Annotated in this window: 20 protein-coding genes; 8 read left to right on the top strand and 12 right to left on the bottom strand. The window is 63.3% G+C overall.

Features of this window, described 5'->3' with window-relative positions:
• Positions 1–637: 637 nt before the first annotated feature.
• The 5 genes from ACOOFO_RS02595 to ACOOFO_RS02575 all read right to left on the bottom strand — a co-directional run bounded on the left by ACOOFO_RS02595 (position 638) and on the right by ACOOFO_RS02575 (position 5,351).
• Positions 638–955 (bottom strand): CcdB family protein, encoded by a 318-nt coding sequence (locus tag ACOOFO_RS02595; RefSeq protein WP_420428104.1) that lies wholly within the window; start codon positions 953–955, stop codon positions 638–640.
• Positions 956–962: 7 nt separating this feature from the next.
• Entirely contained in the window at positions 963–1,205 is a 243-nt protein-coding gene (locus tag ACOOFO_RS02590; RefSeq protein WP_420428103.1) for a type II toxin-antitoxin system CcdA family antitoxin, read from the bottom strand.
• Positions 1,206–1,807: 602 nt separating this feature from the next.
• Positions 1,808–2,983 carry a helix-turn-helix domain-containing protein gene (locus ACOOFO_RS02585; protein ID WP_420428102.1) on the bottom strand — a complete coding sequence of 392 codons (1,176 nt, stop codon included), beginning with the start codon at positions 2,981–2,983 and terminating at the stop codon, positions 1,808–1,810.
• Positions 2,984–3,075: 92 nt separating this feature from the next.
• Positions 3,076–4,197, bottom strand: coding sequence for a DUF3800 domain-containing protein (locus ACOOFO_RS02580; protein ID WP_420429615.1), 1,122 nt, complete (start codon positions 4,195–4,197; stop codon positions 3,076–3,078).
• Positions 4,198–4,268: 71 nt separating this feature from the next.
• Entirely contained in the window at positions 4,269–5,351 is a 1,083-nt protein-coding gene (locus ACOOFO_RS02575) for a Shedu immune nuclease family protein (RefSeq protein ID WP_420428101.1), read from the bottom strand.
• Positions 5,352–5,845: 494 nt separating this feature from the next.
• Here ACOOFO_RS02575 and ACOOFO_RS02570 point away from each other — a divergent pair, with 494 nt between their 5' ends.
• The 6 genes from ACOOFO_RS02570 to ACOOFO_RS02545 all read left to right on the top strand — a co-directional run bounded on the left by ACOOFO_RS02570 (position 5,846) and on the right by ACOOFO_RS02545 (position 11,383).
• A complete protein-coding gene (locus ACOOFO_RS02570; RefSeq protein ID WP_420428100.1) occupies positions 5,846–6,271 on the top strand; it encodes an MbcA/ParS/Xre antitoxin family protein in 426 nt (141 codons plus the stop codon).
• Positions 6,259–6,957 (top strand): RES family NAD+ phosphorylase, encoded by a 699-nt coding sequence (locus ACOOFO_RS02565; RefSeq protein WP_420428099.1) that lies wholly within the window; start codon positions 6,259–6,261, stop codon positions 6,955–6,957. The genes ACOOFO_RS02570 and ACOOFO_RS02565 overlap by 13 nt, the downstream gene beginning before the upstream one ends.
• Positions 6,958–7,072: 115 nt before the next feature.
• Positions 7,073–7,504, top strand: a complete 432-nt coding sequence (locus tag ACOOFO_RS02560) for a hypothetical protein (RefSeq protein ID WP_420428098.1) — start codon at positions 7,073–7,075, stop codon at positions 7,502–7,504.
• A gap of 148 nt (positions 7,505–7,652) precedes the next feature.
• Positions 7,653–9,170 (top strand): cytochrome-c peroxidase, encoded by a 1,518-nt coding sequence (locus ACOOFO_RS02555; RefSeq protein WP_420428097.1) that lies wholly within the window; start codon positions 7,653–7,655, stop codon positions 9,168–9,170.
• A gap of 110 nt (positions 9,171–9,280) precedes the next feature.
• Positions 9,281–9,664, top strand: coding sequence for a DUF6394 family protein (locus ACOOFO_RS02550; protein WP_420428096.1), 384 nt, complete (start codon positions 9,281–9,283; stop codon positions 9,662–9,664).
• Positions 9,665–9,673: 9 nt separating this feature from the next.
• The gene (locus ACOOFO_RS02545) at positions 9,674–11,383 is read left to right on the top strand and encodes a potassium channel family protein (RefSeq protein ID WP_420428095.1); all 1,710 of its coding nucleotides are present in this window, start codon (positions 9,674–9,676) and stop codon (positions 11,381–11,383) included.
• Positions 11,384–11,387: 4 nt separating this feature from the next.
• Here the strand turns inward: ACOOFO_RS02545 and ACOOFO_RS02540 are convergent, their stop codons facing one another.
• Positions 11,388–12,350, bottom strand: a complete 963-nt coding sequence (locus ACOOFO_RS02540) for a peptidoglycan DD-metalloendopeptidase family protein (protein ID WP_420428094.1) — start codon at positions 12,348–12,350, stop codon at positions 11,388–11,390.
• A 170-nt stretch (positions 12,351–12,520) separates the two neighbouring features.
• On the opposite strand from ACOOFO_RS02540, the gene ACOOFO_RS02535 reads away from it, so the two are divergent.
• On the top strand, positions 12,521–13,177 hold the full coding sequence (locus tag ACOOFO_RS02535; RefSeq protein WP_420428093.1) for a thiopurine S-methyltransferase: 657 nt from the start codon (positions 12,521–12,523) through the stop codon (positions 13,175–13,177).
• Positions 13,178–13,182: 5 nt separating this feature from the next.
• Here the strand turns inward: ACOOFO_RS02535 and ACOOFO_RS02530 are convergent, their stop codons facing one another.
• The 4 genes from ACOOFO_RS02530 to ACOOFO_RS02515 all read right to left on the bottom strand — a co-directional run bounded on the left by ACOOFO_RS02530 (position 13,183) and on the right by ACOOFO_RS02515 (position 15,178).
• A complete protein-coding gene (locus ACOOFO_RS02530) occupies positions 13,183–13,674 on the bottom strand; it encodes a periplasmic heavy metal sensor (protein WP_420428092.1) in 492 nt (163 codons plus the stop codon).
• A gap of 13 nt (positions 13,675–13,687) precedes the next feature.
• Positions 13,688–14,098, bottom strand: a complete 411-nt coding sequence (locus ACOOFO_RS02525; protein ID WP_420428091.1) for a hypothetical protein — start codon at positions 14,096–14,098, stop codon at positions 13,688–13,690.
• The gene (locus ACOOFO_RS02520; RefSeq protein ID WP_420428090.1) at positions 14,095–14,664 is read right to left on the bottom strand and encodes a sigma-70 family RNA polymerase sigma factor; all 570 of its coding nucleotides are present in this window, start codon (positions 14,662–14,664) and stop codon (positions 14,095–14,097) included. The genes ACOOFO_RS02525 and ACOOFO_RS02520 overlap by 4 nt, the downstream gene beginning before the upstream one ends.
• 73 nt (positions 14,665–14,737) lie before the next feature.
• Positions 14,738–15,178 carry an EF-hand domain-containing protein gene (locus ACOOFO_RS02515; protein WP_420428089.1) on the bottom strand — a complete coding sequence of 147 codons (441 nt, stop codon included), beginning with the start codon at positions 15,176–15,178 and terminating at the stop codon, positions 14,738–14,740.
• A 126-nt stretch (positions 15,179–15,304) separates the two neighbouring features.
• Between ACOOFO_RS02515 and ACOOFO_RS02510 the strand changes: the two genes are divergently transcribed.
• Entirely contained in the window at positions 15,305–17,410 is a 2,106-nt protein-coding gene (locus ACOOFO_RS02510) for a S9 family peptidase (protein ID WP_420428088.1), read from the top strand.
• A gap of 48 nt (positions 17,411–17,458) precedes the next feature.
• Here the strand turns inward: ACOOFO_RS02510 and ACOOFO_RS02505 are convergent, their stop codons facing one another.
• Together ACOOFO_RS02505 and ACOOFO_RS02500 are read right to left on the bottom strand one after the other, a co-directional pair.
• Positions 17,459–17,740 (bottom strand): zf-TFIIB domain-containing protein, encoded by a 282-nt coding sequence (locus ACOOFO_RS02505; protein WP_420428087.1) that lies wholly within the window; start codon positions 17,738–17,740, stop codon positions 17,459–17,461.
• A gap of 101 nt (positions 17,741–17,841) precedes the next feature.
• On the bottom strand, positions 17,842–19,371 hold the full coding sequence (locus tag ACOOFO_RS02500; protein WP_420428086.1) for a flavin-containing monooxygenase: 1,530 nt from the start codon (positions 19,369–19,371) through the stop codon (positions 17,842–17,844).
• Positions 19,372–19,377: the final 6 nt, after the last annotated feature.

Below are 19,377 nucleotides of genomic sequence, written 5' to 3'. Positions count from 1 at the left end.
GGCAGAGCGGCGCGAACACCCGAGCGCATCACAACGGGCTGGCGGAAGCGCGCACAATAGCCGCCAAGCGCAGTTGCCAGTTGCCAGTTGTCCCGCGCGCCGCTACGCTGCCGCGCCCCTCACCGCCCCTCCCAACGCCATGTCGCGCAAAAAGCCGGAAAAGAAAAAGAAGAGTCCCATCCGGCTGCCCGAAAGCGTGCCGAAGACCGGCGGCCGCCCGGACCTGCCGCGTGGAATCTCCAAGGCCATCGGCCGACCGATGAAAGACGCCGAGCGCCAGCTTGGCCGCTCACGCAAAGTGCATTAGCGGCGGCACCTAAGGACCGCATCGCAACGCGCAGAACGCACACGCAAGTGATGGCGAGCATTCCCGGCGCAGCCGGATGACATTCGACGCGCGACATAGGCAAAGCTTTGCCTGGGCGCATACGGGAGGGCAGATCTCGGTTGTATCGGGTTTGACTCATGACGTGCCCATGAACTGCTGCCTCGTATTACGGCGACAGACCATTCAATACACCCGATCAGCCAGGCCCTTTAGGTACGCGTTGGAAATTGGTGCGATTGGTAACGTGTCACCGCAACGCTAGTGCCAAAGCCGCGCAAATCGAGCCTGGCCCCTCTCATCGCGCCACCCCTATACCGCAGTGAACAAGAGATCGACTGCCGCCAGCAACTCGCCGCGATGTTTGGCGAGATTACCGCAGCGCGGAGCGAGCTCCCTTACGGGGACCGAAGCCATTTCCGTTGTGGACAGGAAATATTCCCGACCCTCGATGGTCAGCACCGGATTGAGTCGCTGCATGGTTGGCTCCCCCGAAGGTTCCGAGACCACCAATGGCGCCATGACTCGGGTGCTAAGCGAGCTGAGCATCTCGTGCTGAAGATCAACGATATACGGCGCCCACGCACTTGTTTGCGGGTTGGGGTTTGCGTAGTAATCGGACTGAGCCATGCCGATTTCAGAAGCTGCGATACGCAGCCAAGGCGGGGCCGCGTTCACTGATGCGTCGGTTGTAAGCCTCGATTGCATCACGATTTGCCTTCAACCACTCGAGCTGTTCCCGGCGACGGATTTCGTCCTCAAGGGACTGCTCCAGCGTCTGCGAGAGGTTGATCCCGAGGTTTCTCGCCTTTTCCTTGAGAGCAGTGCGGATACGCAGATTCACTGGAGATTTTTCTTCAGCTGCAACATCGGTGTTCATCACCTTTTCCCCCACGCAAATGCATGCGCCAACTCTATGCGCACAAACCATCAGTTTCGAGAAGCGTTGCGCGCTGCGGGCGCGTTCACTCCTGTCGAGCAGCAGCGGGCCCGTCAGACGCCTGCACTTCTTCGGAATTCGCTTGATCGGCGTGTTCGATAACCTGTCACCGTAATGTCGCGATAACGACGCGGCATCCCTAAGGCTCGCGTTCTGCCACCTCCGCATAGGGCTGGGGACGCCCCCGCATCAGCGTGCGTCACGCGGGACCGACTTCCGGCCAGCGACCATGCAGGGCCGGCGGATTTTTCCAGCGGTGTAGGAACGAGAAAACTAGGGTTGACCCCGATTGCAGAGCGGTCGATGCAAATAGTGCATTTAGTAACGTGACATCGTAATTCGCCAAGCTCCCAGCAAGTGATCGCGTCGCCGCCTGATGTTCGGTCAACGGATTAACTATGAGCATGGGTAATTCGCCTAACGCCTGTTCTCAGGTGCGTTTGAGGCGACGCCCGCTTTTGCGGTAGCAAAAGTGGGTGACGAGCCAAACGTAACCTGCAGCGATTTGTTAGCCCTATGCTGAATTTCGCGACCGAAAATCTTTACAGTTTGGTCTTTTCAGACAGTTCCGCAAGTTTGTCCGCCGATTCCTTAATGCGATCAACCACGGCGCGCATTGATGCACCACCATCCATATACAGCTGCATCGTTTCCGTCAAATGGAGTGTTCTCGCGACGTCCTTCAACTCCGACCTGACGTCAGTTCCAATTGGGTCAATGTTGTACCAACAGACGCGAGTCAGTGGACGGGCCAACTCAGAGGCCTGGCCCTGAAGTTCCTCAATGCGTCCCGATTCGACCATCTCACCAGCTCGTTCGTATAGATCCTGAAGCTTTAGCGCTGAAGTACGGATGAGTTCTCGAACTTGATTTAGCGCACCATCAGCGAGCGGCGCATCCGCGAAATAACTATCCATCATGCCCGTAGCCAACTCGGCGACATCAGTTACAGCTTGTTTCAAATCTGCACCCGAACCTAGGTAGAGCCTCATATTTGCTACTTCATCGAGCGCATTTGCGAGTTCTCTTAGGTCACTCTCAACCCCTTCCGTTTGAGCAATTTCGAGTACCGCCATCTCTCGTAGCTCCGATGCTGCATAGCCGAGGTCAGACCGCCACATATCCAACCAAGGATTGAATTGGCGTTCGTCGGCCTCATCCGTTACTACTAAGATGTCTGCTAACACTCTGGACAATCCGGAATAAAACTGTGACATCTCATCATCAGCGTCGTTTCCTGCGGGAGTTGGGGACGCCTGCAAGTGAGTGGCGACTCGCTCAATTACTTCGTGCGGTTCGGCCGGGCAGGCTTGGGTAAGATGCCTGATATATGGTGAATTGCTGCTGTAGTAAACCGGCTGGGCGCCTTTCGGAACAAGAATCACAAGAACCACCTTCTCACCTTCAACCGCAAATTTTGCGGTTGGCGTAATTGAAGGTTTTACAGTGCCTTTGGAAATTCCCTCTAGGCGCCTAATCATCTGATCACGCCCTTCAGATGTGCCACACTCCGGCAATCCAACTAATTCGCCTGAGTCATCAACGCCAACCAGGATGGTCCCGGTATTGGACGTTGCGAAAGCGGCGATTTCTTTCCCGAGGTCGCGTGTATTTGAAGGAAAATCGCGCTTGTATTCGAGTTCCTGACTCTCTCCGCGAGCTCTAAGAACCGGCAGGTCCTTCGACAAGACCTCATCTGCCCAATCAGGCACATTCATAGCTAGTTATTTCTCCAAAGGCCCAACGACGAGCATAAGCCGCGGCCGCGCCGGAACGCATCGGCGGCGTGGACCTCGGCTTGATGATTTGGTTAGACGGGTTTGACCGCACGCAGCCTCCTTTCCTCATCCTTCGCGAGCATTTCCTTTGCAATTTGAATTTGATCTTCCGTTGGTTTGGGCATTTCATCAAACACGCGCGACCATCGCGCGGCGATTGCGTTTAAAGACACTTCGTCCGTTCTTCCGCGATTGACCTGCGCCTTGATGATTGGAAACAGTTCGGGAGCAAGCTCTTTTCCTTCTAGAACCCTTTTGAATATCCAGAGGTAGCAATCAACAAGTTCGAGGCCCACGCAGTCCTTGCTCGACCGGAATGCAATCGGGGCAGTTGGTATCTTCGATAGGTCCATTGTGGGGAGACCGGGGCCACTTAGCCACGGCACCTCTCGCGCATTGGCGTAGAACTCAGCCAAACCTCGTTGGGCTTTGTTGAACTGGGATTGCTGATCTACGGTGATGCTGGCGAAAGCCTTTGGACTTTTTAGCCTCGATGCAATGCCGTGCATTACTGTTTGAAAGCCAATGATATTAGGCGTGACTGTAAGAACCTCTTTCGCCGACTTGCAGTTGTAGTGAAGCGCGCCTGGGTTGTCGATAGCCCACCTAAGTGAATCGCCGATTAGTTGACGCGACCGTGCGTCTGGGAGTGCTGAGAGCCGTGGGAGCAATGCTTGGCATACATACACTAATTCCGCTTCGGCCGTGGCGTCATTGGTTTCAATTCTGGCTTTCCATGCGCGTTTGGCGAGATCCTCATCGAATAAAGACGCCAGTTTCACGAGAAGCATGTAGCGCAGCGGCGTCCAATATCCAGTCCATGTCATTGCGGGATTCATGGCTTGATCAAAGACCTGATCAAAGAAGCAGATGATCGCATAGTCCGCCTTTGCGACGCGGTAAATGTCAAACCGTGGCTGGTACTTCTTCTGAATGGCCACCAGGCACTCACTGATCTGAACGAGACCTCCGAGGCCTAGCTCTGACGCATGGAGTCTTTCGACGCCCCTTCTCCTTCTAGCCGTCCGAACTATTGGTTCTGCCAATACATCGATGTTCGTCTTTGCGCTAAGAACGCCGTAGTAAAGAACTGGCTGGTTCTCGTCGAAAAGATTCACTCCTGTATGTCCACTCTCATCCACGAAGAAGAACATGGCCGTTGCCCCATCTAACTCATGGTTAGGCGCTTCTGTATTGCAGCAAGCTTCTCGTTCGGGATGAAGCATCACCGCGGCACTTTTTTCAGCCAGCTATCCCATGACTCAACGCGAATCGACGGAGAGTTCCCTCGCTCGTACTCGTGTCGTAATCGGCTTTCGTTCAGATCGTCGACGCTCCGGCCACCTATTACTACTGTATGAATGTTTACATCCTTGTCGGGGTCCACCCTCAGGCACCCATGGGGGCCGACGAGCGCGACCAACCCCTCGCCATTGCGCTCAGCAGCCTCTCGAAGCGTATGGACGTGCTTCCGGAAAGCCTCATAGTTTCTGGTAACGTAGCCGAGTCTCCTCCGGATCTGTTGAACGGCTTGATTCGTTTTGGCAGAGAAGTCTTGGTAGCTATTGCCGTTGATTAGCTTGTAGTCAGAGCCCTTTATTTCTATTAGGGTGACTTCCATCCTGGACCGCCCGGAGAGGACGGCGAAATCGACGTAACCGCCATCTAGTGGAAACTGGGCGATAGCGACGTACTCTTCTTTCGGCGCGGAGTAAAAGTCGCCCAGGAGGGATAGGTCAGACTCTATCAGCGACTGTAGGGCGCGCTCGCCCGCACCTCGGTTGACAGCGTCCCACAAGGCCGACATGGGCACCATTTGGCGAGCGATATCTTCTCTTCTGTTGATGACGTCGAAAGACTCGGGCAACGGCTCTCCGATATGAGGGTCCAGTTGATGGCGCATTCTCTGGACCGCATCGAAGATGTTCTTAACCTCAAGCGAAGGACACGAGAACTCCGACTCGTCGCAGTCAAGCGCAGCGAAAACTTCCTGGGCCTCCGCACGTTGCCACTCCGTTCTGGCGCCGTTGTTGCACCGAACCCAGTCAAACGTTTGCCCCCCGAGCCACTCATGGTCATAGTGCTCTAGGATCAAGGCACCATCACCGATGAAACCTCGGTCGACTAAGGCCTTGTGTATGTGCTCGACGGAGTTGGTAACTGACGAACCCGGGTTCATATCCGCGAGGTCGGTCAGTACTGAGACAACCTTCCGGTTGGCCCCTAAAAAGATTCGCACTCGACAAAGGGCGTCGTGTCTTCCCAACCCAGAAGTAGGGAACTGGAAAACGAAATCACTGATCTTCACGTCCTTCCCCCCGAAAGCCTAACAGTGAATACACCGCACGCTTAATGATTCAATCACGAAGCGCGCTTCAGAACTCCGGTACACCTTGGCGCTGGAAGGCGCAAGAAATTCCATAGAATCATGGTATTGAGCGTTCCCGGCTGGATTGGCTCTGTATTCGTGTGAGTGCTTCTTTTTGCGCGAAATCATCGCTCGCTCCTGGGCGGGTTGTTCTCCCCTCGGCCCATCCGTTCACAGCCTGCGCTGGTGTACACCGCGCTCCCCTCCATGCCGTGCGACCTGTCTCTTGATTGTCAAGTAGGAACGATGCCACAGGGCTTCGGTTCACGGGGAATTAGCTGGGGCGCACCGCATCAATTCGCGCAATAGCGCGTGGAAGCGTTTCGGGATTCATCTTCACCGGCTCCCCTCATTTTCCTGCCATTGGTTAGGAATATCATGTGATAAGGATTGTTGTTTGCGCTATCATGTGATCGCCACAACGGAGGTACCACATGGCCGCGAAATCAGCGACAAGTCCTGCGGAAGCCGGACACCGGGTCAGCCCTCAGGAAGCCAGCGTTGCCATCAAGGCCGCCTTGCGCATTGCGGCGTGCTGGCAGTTGTCGGACCGGGATCTGGGGGTTCTGTTGGGGGGGATTTCGGTGGCGAGTCTGCGGCGTTGGCGCAGCGCGCTGCGCGACGGTGGCACGCCGCGGGCAGACATCAACGTGGACACGCTGGACCGGGTGAGCTATCTGCTCGGCATCTACAAGGCATTGCATATGCTGTTCCCGGATGCCGCGCAGGCGGATGCCTGGGTCCATAAGCCGAATGACGGGCTGCCCTTTGGTGGGCGTTCTGCGATGGATGTGATGCTGCAGGGCTCCATGCGGGATCTGATGACGGTGCGCCGCTATCTGGATGCATGGCGCGGATAGATGACCTGCCGGTGGGACCACCGCGTTTCACCACGGCCTACCGCCTGGTGTCCAGCCGGTATCCGCCGGTGGGCATCTTTGATCAGCTGGTCGACGCTGACGAGCTCGACACGCTTCACGCCATCGAGGCAAGGACCAATGACCGGCTGAGCGATGATCTGGGGCTGCTGGGGCTGGTCGAGCCGGGCGACCGCATCGTTGGCCCCGGCACAACCCCGGTGATGGCGGCCTTCACGCATCCCAACCCCGAGGGGTCGCGCTTCAGCGACGGACGCTTCGGGGTCTACTACTGTGCGGCGAGCAGCCACACCGCGATCCGGGAAAGCGCGCATCATCGCGCCCGCTTTCTGCGGGCCACGAAGGAAGCCGGGTGCCAGGTGGAGATGCGGCAATACGTCGGCAAGATTCAGCGCCCGCTGCATGACGGCCTCGATGGGCGGCTGCCTGCGGAGGTGCTGGACCCCGAGAGCTATGCGGCTGGGCAAGCCTTGGGCGCCGCACTGCGGAAGGCCCAATCCTGGGGATTGAGCTATCCCTCCGTGCGCGATCCTGGCGGACAGTGTGCGGCCCTGTTCCGGCCGCCGGCGATGAGCGCCGTGCGCCAGTCCAAGCATTTCTCCTTCCACTTCGATGGGCAACGGATCGTGAGTGTGGTCGAGCTGGGCAAGCACACCCACCTTCCCTGACGTACAAGACCCGCTTCGTCCGTTCCACGCCGGCACGCTTTCGCCGTGGCAGGCATCTGTCGACGCGCCACCAGGCAACTGTTGTAATCCGGGCAGACCATTCTGAGGAGACGCCATGTCCATCGTGACTTCCCCCCCATTGCAGGGCGGCTACGGCTTGGCCGCGCGGATTGTGGCCGCCTTTGATCTGGCGGTAACGCTGCCGCTGGCGATTCCGGTGCTGGGTGCGGTCTGGATCAACGCCTTGATGGGCGGCTTCGGCTTCATGCCGCAGCATGCCGTGGTGCTGTCGCCACTGGGGCTGTTGTTTCTGCACCTGGCGGGCATTCTCGGCATGCTGTGGAACGCGGCGCGGCTGTGGCGGCCGCTGCCTTTGCTGCTGGCGATGGACTGCATCGGCCGGCTGGCGGTGGCGGTGCTGTTCCTGGGCTTTCTGATGGCCTATCCGATCAGCCCGATTTTCGGCCTGTTCGCCTTCACCGAAGCGCTGGGTGCGGTGATACAGGCGGCGGCGGTGGCACGTGGGCGGGAGCACGCTCCCGGCTAGCGCAAGCGACAAGGACCAACGGTCCCATAACGCCGTTCCAATGGCGTTGTTGGCGGCGGGTGCGATACCTACCATCGACGCACCAGTTGCCCGTTGTTGCATGACGACCGCTCTGGAATACCTATAACTACGTCTGGAGTCATTTGTCATGCCTGCTTTGTCTTTCCACCGCGGGCGCACCGCGGTTGCGCTGCTTGCTACCTACACCTTTCTCAGCGCCTGCGACGGTGTGACCGACCGCCAAGTGGGCGCGCCAGGCATCGATGCCGAACTGCGCGCGCTCATTGCCGCGCATGATCTGCAAGGTGACCCCAGCCTTGGCCGCGTGATCCCGGGTATCGAGGATCCGGTGGCGCAGTTGGGCATGGCGCTGTTCTTCACCAAGGGGCTCGGCGGCGATATGGATTCCGCCTGTGTGACCTGCCACCACCCGACGCTGGGCGGCGGCGATGATCTGGCGCTTCCCATCGGCGTGGGCGCCCTGGACGTCGATCTGCTCGGCCCGGGCCGGCGCCACCCGAGCAATGCGCCGACCGTACCGCGCAATGCACCCACCACGTTCAACATCGTGCTGTGGGATCAGTACCTGTTCCACGATGGGCGTGTGGAAAGCCTGGGCAAGGAAGCCGGGCAGGGCGGCCGCGCCAGCGCCATCCGCACGCCGGACAGCGCTTTCGACATGGCTGATGCACAGGCTGGCGTTGACCTGAGCGCCGCTCAGGCGCGTTTCCCGGTGACTTCGGTCGAGGAGATGCGCGGCGAGCATTTCGAAGCCGGCAACGGCAATGGGGCTGTGCGCGCGCATCTGGCGCAACGGCTCGGCAACTATGGGGCGGCCAGCGATGAGCTGCCCGGCAACGGCTGGTTGCAACGCTTCCAGACCGCCTTCAACAGCAGCGCGGATGCCGAAAGCCTGGTCCGTTACGACAATGTGGCCGAAGCGCTGGCCGCCTATCAGCGCTCGCAGCTATTCGTGGACACGCCCTGGAAAGCCTATGTGCAGGGCGATGCCTCTGCCCTCTCGCCGGCGCAGAAGCGCGGTGCGCTGGTCTTCTTCAACGGCGTCGAGGCGGGCGGTGCGAACTGCGCCAGCTGCCATAGCGGGGACTTCTTTACCGACGAGGACTTCCACAACCTCGCCATGCCGCAGATCGGCCCCGGCAAGGGCGACGGCCCGACGGGCGATAACGATTTCGGGCGCTTCCGCGAAAGCGGCGAAGAGGCCATGCGCTTCGCCTTCCGCACGCCGAGCCTGCTCAATGTGGAGGTAACCGGACCTTACGGGCACGCCGGTGCCTACGCCACGCTGCGCGAAGCGGTGGTGCACCACCTGGACCCTGAGGCGGCCATCGCGGCTTTCGACTGGGATCTGGCAAACGTGCCGCAGATCGCTGGCCAGGGCCGAATCCTGTACCCGAATGCGCAGGCCAACACCCAAGCGGCCCTGGACCAGCTGCGCGCGGACCGCAGCGCCGGACTGAACCGGATTGCGCCGGTAACGCTGAGCGAACAGGCCATCGACGATGTGGTGGCCTTCCTTACCGCGCTCACGGACCCATGCGTGGAAGACCGCGCCTGCCTGAGCCAGTGGATTCCCGCCGAGGACGACGTGGACCCGGATGGACTGCGGCTCTTTGCGGTGGATGCCAACGGCGATCCGCTTTGACATTGCAGCGGGTCTAGTAGCGGCTGATGGCACCGCGCACGTGGCGCCATCAGCGGGTACCCTCTGAACCCTAGGCGCTGCAACCGCGACAAGGGACAAGGGGACTCTGCATGAACACCGAGAAGGTCATCTTCGGTTTCTTCGTTTTGCTGGCGTTGACGCTGAACTTTGGCTTCGTGCTGGGGGATATCGACAACCCCGCGCACCATCACCCGTTTGAGCTGTTCGCCGCCTTGGTGGTGAGCCTGATCGCCACCGTGCTCAAGCTGGGCGACCGCACGCAGATCGGCGCTTTTCTGCTGGCCAGCAGTCTGGTGGCGGACCTGCAGTTGATTGCCGCCGCCATTGTCTGGGGGCTGGGCGTGCATGTGTGGGACAGCGGCGCCTCCCCGGAGCTGATCGCCAGCGTGGTGTCGCTGGCGGCGGGGGCCCTGCTGGCCAATATCGCGTCGGTGATCGTGCTGATCATCGAGAGCTTCACGCTGCGCCGCTAGGCAGCAACTGTGGAAGGGATCATCTGGATCGTGGTGCGGCGCATCCGCGCGCCGCTGATCCTGCTGATCGTCACCTACTCGATCTCCATCGCCGGGCTGGTGCTGATTCCGGGCATGGACGAGAACGGCGAACCTACGCGCCTGGATTTCCTGCACGCCTTCTATTTCGTGTCCTACATGGGCTCGACCATCGGCTTTGGCGAGATTCCACATCCCTTCACGCCGGCGCAGCGGCTGTGGGTGACGCTGTGCATCTTCCTCACGGTGATCGCCTGGCTCTACGCCATCGGCCGCATCATCTCGCTGATTCAGGAGCCGCGCTTTCGCAGTGCAATCGCGGAGGCCGGCTTTGTACGCGCCGTGCGCAAGATCACCGAACCTTTCTGGGTCATCTGCGGCTACGGCGAAACCGGCACGCTGCTGGTGCGCGCGCTGCACCGGCGCGGTATCCAGTGCGTGGTGATGGACCCGGAAGAAAGCGCCATCAACCAACTGCGCCTGGAGCCCTACGGCGCGAGCACGCCCGCCCTCTGTGGCAGCGCCACTGACACGCTGCAGTTGCTGGAAGCCGGCATGCGCCGACGCCTGTGCTACGGCGTGATCGCGATGACCGACGACAACGACGACAACATCCGCATCTCGGTGACGGCCAAGCTGATTCGTCCGGAACTGACGGTGATCGCGCGCGCCGGCACGCGCGAGGCGGCCGACAATCTGGCCTCCTTTGATACTGACCACGTCATTCACCCCTACACGGTGTTCAGCGAACACCTGGCGATGGTGCAGCAGCGCCCCAGCCTGCATCTGCTGCACGCCGCGCTGATCAGCCCACCGAATCGCCCCATCGAGGGCCCCACGCCGCCACCGCAAGGGCGCTGGATCGTCTGCGGTTACGGCCGCTTCGGGCGGGCAGCAACGGTGGCGCTGGAGGACTGCGGCAACGAGGTCACCGTCATCGAGCGCAATCCGGACAAGGCGCCGCCCGGCGCCATCGTCGGGCTGGGCACCGAATCCGGCCCGCTGTGCGAGGCCGGAGTCCGCGATGCGGTGGGCATTGTCTGCGGCACCGACTCGGACCCGAACACGCTGTCCGCGGTGCTGACGGCACGCGCGCTCAACCCGGATATCTACGTGATCGCGCGGCAGGACCGCCGTGCGGACAGCACGATCTACGGCGCCGCCAAGATCGACCTCATCATGGAGGTGAGCCGCTTGACGGTATGGCGCGTCCTGCCGCTGATCAAGGCGCCGCTGCTGGCCCGTTTTCTGGAGTACATGCGCACCATCGACGAGCATCGCGCCCAGTCGCTGATGGGCCGCCTGCGTGCGCTTACCGACGATGTCACACCCGAAACCTGGACCATTTCGCTCGATGCCACCAGCGCGCCCGCGCTGCTGGCGGCACTGCGGGACGGCGAGACGGTGACGCTTGGCACGCTGCTGCGCAATCCCTCGGACCGCAACACCAACCTGCACTGCATGCCTCTCATGCTGCACCGCGCGGAGGAGGATTTTCTGCAACCGCAGCGCGACCTGGCGCTGCAGCCGGGCGATGCCATTCTGCTGGCCGCGCGGCCGGGCACGCGCCGCTGCGTGGAGCGCGCGCTTTACGACGCCAAGGAACTGGCCTATCTGCTGCACGGCGTGGACCACCCGGACGGCTGGCTGTGGCGCTGGTGGTCGCAACGCCGCGCCCGCAAGGCGGGCGGCGAGGGCTGAGCGCCTAGCGCGCCTTGAAGATCATGCGGTGGTTGCGTACCGGGTAGTGACCGCCAATGCGCAGCGCCATGGGCTCGGCGCGCACCGGGTCGGCAGCCGTGCCGCCTTGCTGGGCATGCACATGCAGATGCGGGCGCGAGCTGTTGCCCGAATTGCCGACCAGCCCAAGCCGGTCGCCGGGAATCACCGCCACGCCGGGCGACACGCTGAGCGAGCCCGGCTGCAGGTGCGCCAGCACCACCGAGAAATCGCGGCAGCGCAGCAACACAAAATTGCCCAGCATGTGCTCGCGATCCATCCTCGGAACCGGCATGTCCGGCCGATCATTGGCGGTGGCGATGACCGTGCCGGCACAGGGCGCCAGTACCGGCGTGCCATAGATTGCGTAGGCCGATGGGTCCTCGGGCTGGGACCACAGCAGCATGCTGCGCACGGGATCAAGCGCGATCAGATCCACGGCATAGGACTGCCCACGCCAGGGCGCAAAGCGCTCGATCTCCGGGTCGAGGGTTTTCAGGTGGCCATTGAGCAGCGGCTGCGAACCACCATGCACCACCAGATACTGGCCGGCGCCCAGCGGCGGTGCGATATCCGCCACCGGCACACCCATGGGCGCGCGCCCTGCCTCCCAGGCCTGACCGGCGTAAAAGGCACCGAAAGTCCCCAGCAACAGGAACAGGCTGAAGCGCAGCCAGGCCAGCCCGCCGGAGGGAAGCCAGGGTGCCTTGTCGCGCCATAAGCGTCGCAGGGCGCGCGTCCAGGCCATGACCAGCCCGGCTCCGAGCACCCAGGGCGTCCACCATGGCGGTGCGGCCCACAGCGCGATCCACGCCATGGCCAGTAGCAGGGCGGCCGTGCCAAGGCCTTGTACCCACAGCGTCAATTGCGCTTTGGGTGGCAGCAACAGAATCCAGGCGATGAGCAGCAGCGGGAGCAGGAGCTGCGCGGAATTCAACAGTGGCGACATGGCGCGGATGATGGACGGAGATCGGCGGCCAGCATAACGAGCCCGCAGGAAGGTGACGCAACACGGTGGCGCTGGGCCGTGGTGCGCGCCGCGAAGCGCGGGCGCCTGCGGAGACGCCAAGCACGTACCATCCATCCACCGCATCCGGCGCACAGAAGGAAGAGAGCAGCATGCAGCAGGAGTTCTGGTTTGCCCGCTGGGAGAGGGACGAAATCGGCTTTCACCAGCCCGACGGCAATGCGCTGCTGCCGCGGCACTGGGAGCGCCTGGGGCTGACCTCGGAGGCACGCGTGCTGGTGCCGCTGTGCGGCAAGACGCCCGACCTCGCCTGGCTGGCGCGCCAGGGGCATGCGGTGGTGGGTGTGGAGCTGAGCGAGAAGGCCGCAACCGACTTCTTTCGCGAGCACGGCGTAACACCGCAACAGCGCCGCTGCGATGGATTCACGGTGCTGTCGGGTGCAGGGGTGGATATCTGGGTGGGAGATTTCTTCGCCATGCCGGATGCGGTGCTGGCCGAATGCAGCGGCCTGTATGACCGTGCCTCGCTGATCGCCTTGCCGCCGCCGATGCGCCATAGCTTTGCCGACCAGCTCACGCGCGCCATGCCGGCCGATGCGCGCGGACTGCTGATCAGCATCTGCTATCCGGAAGAGGAGATGGACGGCCCGCCCTTCAGCGTCACCGAAGACGAAATCGGGCAGCGCTTCGAACCAAGCTGGCAGGTCATTCCTCTCGAATGCAACGACGCGCTGGCGGGCAATCCCCAGTTGCAGGATCGCGGACTCAGCGCGCTGCTGGAATCCGCCTACTTTCTGCGCAAGCGCTAGGGCGTTCAGGGCCGCGGCGGGCGGTCCTCCAGCATTCCGGCGGGCGCCTGTCCGGGCGCCCACAGCGGCGCCTCACTCCAGCGCTGGCGCTGCTCGGGCGGCAGGCGGGTGGCGGTTTGCACCATCGCACCGTGCATCAATTGCTGCAGTGCCGCCGTGCCGGCGCGCTGGCGGGCCAGGGCCGCTTCCAGCGCCGCCGCGTCGAAAGGCTCGCGCGCCAGCGCGGCACGCACCGCCTGCCGCGCCTGGCGCACGTCCCGGAAGGCATCGAACAGCGGGCGCCGGCGCTCGCGCATGGCCTCGCGCAATGGCGCCCGTACTTCCGCCGGCAGGTGGCGCGCCATGTGGCGCAGCATGCCCCGCTCCATATGCTGCGGGGCCGCCACGCGCTGGCCGAGCACCCAGCCGGCTGCCAGCAGATTGACCGCCAGCGAGGCCAGGAGCGCCACGGCGAGGCCGAGTACCAGCGCTCTGGGAAGGGTGAGCATTTTTTTCATATGGGCTCCTTGCTCAATAGCTGCCGTAGGCCAGCAGGGTCCAGTCCACGGCCCATTCCGGCGCCATCACGCCGGAGACGCCGGCCACGAAACCGATCACGGCGGCGGTGCCGGACAGCGCCGCCCCGCGCCACACCCAGGGCGCGATCACGGCAGCGCTGGGCAGCGAGGCTGCGGGAGCGGGCCGCGGGTAGGCCTGCGGAATGCTCAACAGCCGGGCGTGCAGCGTGTCCGGCAAGGCCGGACCCGCGTCGCTCAGCGCTTGCTTCAGCGCCGCGTCACGCCGTTGCGCCTCGGCCAGCAGATCGCCCGCGCGGGCGTCGCGTTTCAGCAGGGCACGCATCTGCCAGCGCGCAGGCCATGGCCACTGCGCGCAGTCGCTGCCGTATCGGTCGAGGTGGTCACGCAGTTGCTGATGATTCATGGCTGGATATCCTCTCTCGCCGTGCCGGATGGGGGTGCAAGGGATTCACGCAGACGCCGGCGCGCCCGCAACAACACGGCCTCGAAGGCCTTCAACGACAGCGCCATGGCCTGCGCCGCCTCCTTCTGACGCAGGCCCTGGCCGTAGACCAGATGCATCGCGCTGCGCTGCTGCTCGGGCAGGCTGGCAATGGCCGCATCCAGACGCGCGCGCTCTTCGTCGCGCTCAATGCCGGCTTCCAGCGGCTCGGTGGCGGGGTCCGGCGTCTGCTCGGTCCAGGCTTGCTCGCGCGGTCGCACACGCTGCCGATAGTTCAGGGCGGCATTGCGCGTGACGCGAAACAGCCAGGTGGACAGCTTGGCGCGTTCGGCCTGCCAGGCGTCGGCCTGCTGCCAGAGTTTGACGAAGACCTCCTGGGTGACGTCCTCGGCCTCGGCGCGATCCGACAGCACGCTCTGCGCGAAGCGGAGCACGCGCGGCGCGTGCCGCTCCACGAGGATGGCAAAGGCGCGGCTGTCACCCCGCGCCGTTGCCGCCAGCAGGATGTCATCGCTGGCATGCGTCACCGGACCGCCTGACCGTCAGGGCGCAGCGATCCGGTGGGCTGGCTTGCTTGCGGCATGGCCCCGCGCTGCCGTACTAGGGCTGCTGCCCGCGCTGAGACTGCATGCGGGCGCGCAGGGCGTCGGCTTCCTCGCGGGTGACTCTGCCATCGCCGTCGCTGTCGGCGCGTTGCATCATGCCGCCGTGGGCCATGAATTCGTCGCGCGAGATCTGGCCATCGCTGTTGGCGTCCGCCTTGCTGAACATCATCTCGCCCCGCTGCTGGGCAAGGTCGCGGCGGGCGTCGATTTCCGCGCGCGTGATGACGCCATCGCCATCGCTGTCGAGGCGTTCGAAGGCCTTGGCGCGCGCAGCGGCCGCTTCCTCGCTGCTGATGGCGCCGTCGCCGTTGCGGTCGAGCTTGTCGAACATGGCGCCGGGCTGTGCCAGGGCGACGCTGGACAGGCCGAGCAAGGCCGCGGCGGCCAGCAACGGGGTGCGACGCAGGGCGGGCTGCAATCTGGGAATGCGTGGCATATCTGCTTCTCCGATTCGAGGGGGCACACCCGTGTGGTGCGCCTTCCCTTTTGATACACAGCCCGCCGGAAAATCCTGCAGCGGAGGAGCACGGCACAATGCCCGCCCCTGTGCTGTTGCGATGCTATGCCGAAAGCGCCCCCATCTGAAAACCGTCAAACGCCGGCGCCACCGCGCCCCGAGCCGCGTCCTCACACCATCAGCGCCGCTGGCGGTACGCGCACCGACCCCTACTACTGGCTGCGCGACGACGACCGCGCCGATCCCGACGTACTGGCGCATCTGGAAGCGGAGAATCGCTACTTCGAGGCAATGACCGCCGACCAGGCGACGACCCGGGAGCAGCTCTACGCCGAGATGCGCGCGCGCCTGCGCGAAGACGACGCCAGCCCGCCCGCCTTTGACAACGGCTACTGGTACTACAGCCGCTACGAACCGGGTCGCGACTACGCGATCCACGCCCGTCGCGCCGGCACGATGTACGAGCCCGAAGCAATTCTGCTCGACGGCAACGCGCGCGCCGAGGGCCTGGCCTACTACCAGCTCGGCAGCCTGGAGGTGTCGCCCGATAACCGCTGGCTGGCCTGGACCGAGGACACTGTCGGGCGCCGCCAGTATCAGCTCTATCTGCGCGATCTGGAGACCGGCGAATGCAGCGCGCCGCTGGCCAGCAATATCCAGCCGGATCTCGCCTGGGCCTCCGACAGCCGCACCCTGCTCTACATCCAGCAGGACGCAACCACGCTGCTGGGCAGCCAGGTTTTCGCGCTGCGCCGCGATGCGCCCGAGGCGCCGCCGCGCCTCATCTACGAGGAAGAGGACGACGCCTTCTTCATGGGTGTGGAGCGCAGCCGCTCGGGCCGTTACCTCTTCATCGTGCTGCAGAGCACGGAGACCTCCGAGTGGCGTGCCGCCCGCGCCGACAACGAGGCCCTCGCCTTCGCCCCCGTCATCCCGCGCAGCGCAGGCCATGAATACGACATCGAAGATATCGACGACGACGACATCCTGTTACGCAGCAACGAAAACGCACCCAATTTCCGGCTGCTGCGCGCGCCCATGACCGCGGCGGCAGACCGGAATGGCTGGCGCGAATGGCTGGCGCATCGCGAAGATGCGCTGGTGGACAGCTTCGAGGTCTTCGATGACTGGCTGGCGGTCAACGAACGCGTGGACGGGCTGCTGCGCCTGCGCCTGATGCCCTGGGCCGGCGGCGAGGAACGCATCATCCGCGGCGATGCGACACCTTCCGGCATCCATCTGATCGGCGCTGCCGAACCTTCCAGCCCCAACGTGCGCTATGTGGAGAGCAGCCTAACCACACCGCAGACGGTCTACGACCACGAGCTTGGCAGCGGCGCGCGCACGCTGGTCAAGCAGCAGCCGGTGGAAGGCGATTTCGATGCGGCTCACTACCGGTCAGACTACCGCTGGATCACCGTACGCGATGGCGCGCGCGTGCCGGTATCGCTGGTGCATCACCGCGACACGCCCCTCAACGGCACAGCGCCGATGCTGCTGACCGGCTACGGCGCCTACGGCCTGTGCCTGGACCTGGCCTTTTCCAGCCATCGCCTGTCGCTGCTTGACCGTGGCTGGGTGGTGGCCATTGCCCATATCCGTGGCGGTGAAGAGCTGGGGCGCGGCTGGTACGACGCCGGCCGGCTGCAGCACAAGCGCAACACCTTTCAGGACTTCATGGATGTGAGCGACGCACTGGCGGCCAACGGCGTCTGCGCGGCGGATCAGATCCATGCCACTGGCGGCTCCGCCGGCGGGCTGCTCATGGGCGTGATCGCCAACGAGCATGCGGCGCGCTATCGCACCATTTCGGCGCATGTGCCTTTCGTGGACATTCTCACCACGATGCTCGACCCCAGCATTCCGCTCACCACCAACGAGTACGACGAGTGGGGCAATCCGCAGCGGGTGGAGGATTACCGCGTCATTGAAGACTACGGCCCCTACGACAATGTTCGCGCGCAGGCCTACCCCGCCATGCTGGTGACCTCCGGCCTGTGGGATTCACAGGTGCAGTATTGGGAGCCGACCAAATGGGTGGCGAAGCTGCGCGATCACCAGCGCGGCGACGGGCCCATCTTGCTGCATACCGAAATGGAGGCTGGCCACGGCGGGCGCTCGGGTCGCTTCGAGCAGCTGCACGAGTACGCGCGCGACTACGCCTTCGTGCTGCATCAGGCGGCTGCAGCCCCGCGCGACGACGGCCAGTAGTCGGTCAACGGGCCGCGGCGGTAAAGCTGCGGCCCGTCTGCCAAGGGCTCAGAAATCAAAGAGTTCGCCGAGCAGCGAATGCTTCTTGCGCTTGCGGTAGTCGCCACCATGGCGGTAGTCCGTATCACTGCGATGCGAGGCGTCTCGACCACGGTCGTCGTGACCCGACGCGCCCCGCGAGGTTGGCGGTGGCGTATCCGCGGCGCGCTCGATGATCTTGTCCAGCTCGCCGCGGTCCAGCCAGACACCGCGGCACTTGGGGCAGTAATCGATTTCGACGCCGTTGCGCTCGGTCATGACCAGCATTTCCTCGTCAATCGGACACTTCATGGCAATGGACTCCGTGATCGCAGAAAAAAGGCCTGGGTTCGTCATGAACCCAGGCCTTGGACCACGGACGGGCGTCGCGCGTTGCGCGAAACCGCGTCGCCTCAGGGGGCGGCGGAGCGCGCCGGCGCCTCGCTGTTGGCGGCCTTGGGCACGCTGCGCTTGGGCTTGCGTACCGCCGTCGCCGGCTTGAACTCGAGCACACCATCGTTGATGCGGCCGTGGCGCAAGCGCGGCAGGTCGAAGTAGTAGTTCTGAAGTACACGCCAGGGGCCCTTGCTGCCCTGCTTGGGCAGGCGATCCACCGCACGCTGGATGTAGCCGGATTGCAGGTCGAGGAAGGCCTGATCGGTCTTGCAGCCTTCGTGGTCCCGCGGCGTGACCACACCCAGCTTGTGCGCATCCATGTAGTTGAGCAGACGGCAGACGAATTCGCTGGCGATATCGGCCTTCAGCGTCCACGAGGCATTGGTGTAGCCAAAGACCAGCGCAAAGTTCGGGACGCCCTCCATCATGACGCCCTTGTAGTTCAGCGCCTGGCCGGGGTCCTGGAACTGGCCGTCGACGTACATTTCCGCACCGCCCAGAATCTGCAGATCCAGGCCGGTGGCGCTGACGATGATGTCCGCCTCGATCTCCTTGCCCGACTGCAGGCGGATGCCGTTCTCGGTGAAGGTGTCGATGTGGTCGGTGACGATGGAGGCATTGCCGCCACGAAGCGCCTTGAACAGGTCGCCGTTGGGCACCACGCACAGGCGCTCGTCCCACGGGTTGTAGCTGGGCGTGAAGTCCTTGGGGTTGAAATCCTTGCCCATGTAGCGGCGCACGCCCATGCGCAGCGCACGTGCGACGACGCCCGGCCGCGAACGGCTCGCGGCAAAGATGGCGCGCTGGAGGGCGATATTGCGCGCGCGGCCCATGTGATAGACCAGCTTGTCCGGCAGGAAGCGGCGCAGCGTGCCCGACAGCTTGTCCTCTGACGGGATCGAAGCGATGTAGGTGGGCGAGCGCTGCAGCATGGTGACGTGCTTGGCCGTGCCCGCCATGGCCGGCACCATCGTGATGGCAGTGGCGCCACTGCCGATGATGACCACGTTCTTGCCGGCGTAATCCTTGTCTTCCGGCCACTTCTGCGGATGGATGATTTCGCCCTTGAAGCGCGATTCGCCCGGGAAGTCGGGGCGGTGGCCCTTGTCGTAGTTGTAGTAGCCGGTGCAGCCGAACAGGAAATTGGCGGTAAAGCGGTGCTTCTCGCCGCTGGCTTCCTCTACCGCGTGCGCAGTCCAGCAGGCATCGTCGCTCGACCATTCCACGCGTTCGATCTTCAGGCCGAAGTGGATGTCCTTCTCAACGTTGTATTCCTGTGCGGTTTCGCGGATGTAACTCCGGATGGAGGACCCGTCCGCCAGAATCTTGGTGCCATTCCACGGCTTGAAGTTGTAGCCGAAAGTGTACATGTCCGAATCGGAGCGGATGCCCGGATAGCGGAACAGATCCCAGGTGCCGCCGATGCGGCTGCGGCGTTCCACGATGGCGAAGCGCTTGCCGGGGCATTCGCGCTTGAGATGACAGGCGGCGCCGACGCCGGACAGGCCGGCGCCCAGGATCAATACGTCGAGGTGTTCGTGCTGCATGGTTTT

It is taken from the genome of Algiphilus sp., from assembly GCF_965216485.1.
Lineage (GTDB): Bacteria > Pseudomonadota > Gammaproteobacteria > Nevskiales > Nevskiaceae > Algiphilus.
This window is presented reverse-complemented; position numbering and strand designations above follow the sequence as displayed.

Bases quoted from the DNA above. Each gene is read 5' to 3' on its own strand.
- ACOOFO_RS02595 (WP_420428104.1), bottom strand. From the start codon at position 955: ATGGCTCAGTCCGATTACTACGCAAACCCCAACCCGCAAACAAGTGCG.
- ACOOFO_RS02590 (WP_420428103.1), bottom strand. From the start codon at position 1,205: ATGAACACCGATGTTGCAGCTGAAGAAAAATCTCCAGTGAATCTGCGT.
- ACOOFO_RS02585 (WP_420428102.1), bottom strand. From the start codon at position 2,983: ATGAATGTGCCTGATTGGGCAGATGAGGTCTTGTCGAAGGACCTGCCG.
- ACOOFO_RS02580 (WP_420429615.1), bottom strand. From the start codon at position 4,197: ATGTTCTTCTTCGTGGATGAGAGTGGACATACAGGAGTGAATCTTTTC.
- ACOOFO_RS02570 (WP_420428100.1), top strand. From the start codon at position 5,846: ATGGCCGCGAAATCAGCGACAAGTCCTGCGGAAGCCGGACACCGGGTC.
- ACOOFO_RS02565 (WP_420428099.1), top strand. From the start codon at position 6,259: ATGGCGCGGATAGATGACCTGCCGGTGGGACCACCGCGTTTCACCACG.
- ACOOFO_RS02560 (WP_420428098.1), top strand. From the start codon at position 7,073: ATGTCCATCGTGACTTCCCCCCCATTGCAGGGCGGCTACGGCTTGGCC.
- ACOOFO_RS02555 (WP_420428097.1), top strand. From the start codon at position 7,653: ATGCCTGCTTTGTCTTTCCACCGCGGGCGCACCGCGGTTGCGCTGCTT.
- ACOOFO_RS02550 (WP_420428096.1), top strand. From the start codon at position 9,281: ATGAACACCGAGAAGGTCATCTTCGGTTTCTTCGTTTTGCTGGCGTTG.
- ACOOFO_RS02540 (WP_420428094.1), bottom strand. From the start codon at position 12,350: ATGTCGCCACTGTTGAATTCCGCGCAGCTCCTGCTCCCGCTGCTGCTC.
- ACOOFO_RS02535 (WP_420428093.1), top strand. From the start codon at position 12,521: ATGCAGCAGGAGTTCTGGTTTGCCCGCTGGGAGAGGGACGAAATCGGC.
- ACOOFO_RS02530 (WP_420428092.1), bottom strand. From the start codon at position 13,674: ATGAAAAAAATGCTCACCCTTCCCAGAGCGCTGGTACTCGGCCTCGCC.
- ACOOFO_RS02525 (WP_420428091.1), bottom strand. From the start codon at position 14,098: ATGAATCATCAGCAACTGCGTGACCACCTCGACCGATACGGCAGCGAC.
- ACOOFO_RS02515 (WP_420428089.1), bottom strand. From the start codon at position 15,178: ATGCCACGCATTCCCAGATTGCAGCCCGCCCTGCGTCGCACCCCGTTG.
- ACOOFO_RS02510 (WP_420428088.1), top strand. From the start codon at position 15,305: ATGCCGAAAGCGCCCCCATCTGAAAACCGTCAAACGCCGGCGCCACCG.
- ACOOFO_RS02505 (WP_420428087.1), bottom strand. From the start codon at position 17,740: ATGAAGTGTCCGATTGACGAGGAAATGCTGGTCATGACCGAGCGCAAC.
- ACOOFO_RS02500 (WP_420428086.1), bottom strand. From the start codon at position 19,371: ATGCAGCACGAACACCTCGACGTATTGATCCTGGGCGCCGGCCTGTCC.